Raw genomic sequence first — 1,517 nt, 5'->3', positions numbered from 1 at the left:
TACTCAAACACCCTTTAAACCCTTATAATACGCGGTTTCACGGCCCTTATTGTCTCTGCTCGTCTACTCACGTTCACGGAAATCTACGCTGAGTTGGGGGCATCAGTGGGGGCATATCGTGTTCGGTCTAAAGGAGATGCCCCCAAATGAAGCTCAATGCCAGACAGGTCGAGACTGCCAAGCCCAAAGATAAACCCTACAAGTTAGCCGATGGTGGGGGCATGTATCTGGAGGTGTTCCCGAACGGCACCAAAAGCTGGCGCATGAAATACCGCATCGCAGGTAAAGAAAAACGTGTGGTGTTTGGTGTCTACCCGACCATTACCTTAGCCGATGCCAGAAGCAAAAGAGATGATGCTAAAAAGCTGCTGGTTAATGGCGTTGATCCGAGTGCGTTTAAGCAAGAAAGCAAACAAGCCCACATTGAAGAAGTCAAAAACACCTTTCAGCAAATTGCACTCGAATGGCACAGCATGAAAGTGAAGAAATGGTCTGCGGGATATGCCTCAGACATTCTTGAAGCGTTCAACAAAGACGTCTTCCCGTTCATTGGTCAACGTCCTGTTGCAGACATCAAGCCGTTGGAACTGCTAAACGTGCTGAAAAAGATGGAAGACCGAGGCGCGACCGAGAAAGCCAAAAAAGTACGTCAACGCTGCGGCGAAGTGTTTCGCTACGCCATCGTGACAGGCAGAGCCGAGTATAATCCCGCGCCTGATCTCACCAGTGCCATGCAGGGGCATGAGTCTACACATTACCCGTTCCTGACCACCGAAGAGCTTCCTGCTTTCTTTAAAGCCCTTGCTGGCTACTCTGGTAGTGAACTGATGGTGCTGGCAGCGAGATTGCTGATCATTACTGGCCTGAGAACAGGGGAATTGCGCGGTGCGTTATGGTCAGAAATCGATACCAAGAAAGCGCTATGGGAAATTTCTGCTGAACGCATGAAAATGCGCCGTCCTCATATCATCCCGCTATCTACCCAAGCGCTAGCCATTATCGAACAGATCAGAGCGATGACGGGACAATTTCCTTTACTGTTTCCGGGACGCAATGATCCCAGTAAGACCATGAGTGAAGCCAGTATCAATCAGGTATTTAAGCGAATTGGCTATACAGGCCGGGTTACGGGTCACGGCTTCCGTCATACCATGAGCACCGTTCTTCATGAACAGGGCTACAACACCGCATGGATTGAAACCCAACTGGCGCATGTTGATAAGAATGCTATCCGTGGCACCTACAACCATGCGCAATATCTTGATGGCAGACGTGAGATGCTGCAATGGTATGCCGACTACATGGTAAGCCTTGAGAACGGAAGCAATGTGGTGCAGGGAGCGTTTAATCGGCGTGGGTAAGGATAACGGCTGATAAAAGAAGGGCTATGTCTTAGCGGACATAGCCCTTTTTCTTGGCTAAAGCAGATAAGAATTAAGTCAGAATTTAAACTGATATTTATTAACTAATTGATTAATATGAAAATTATAAAATATCTTAAAACAGGAAAATAAATA

General features: G+C 47.6%; 1 protein-coding gene. It reads left to right on the top strand.

All coding sequences use genetic code 11. The features are described from left to right. Nucleotides 1-146 precede the first annotated feature (146 nt). A complete protein-coding gene (locus J5224_RS27355) occupies nucleotides 147-1,361 on the top strand; it encodes a tyrosine-type recombinase/integrase (RefSeq protein WP_264628288.1) in 1,215 nt (404 codons plus the stop codon). Nucleotides 1,362-1,517: the final 156 nt, after the last annotated feature.

The sequence above is a fragment of the Candidatus Symbiopectobacterium sp. NZEC135 genome (genome assembly GCF_025962695.1).
Note: the sequence above shows the minus strand (reverse complement) of the source record. Positions and strands in the feature narration are given on the sequence as shown.

What these genes read in the sequence shown, in the direction of transcription:
- J5224_RS27355 (WP_264628288.1), top strand. Translation starts at nt 147, where the DNA reads ATGAAGCTCAATGCCAGACAGGTCGAGACTGCCAAGCCCAAAGATAAA.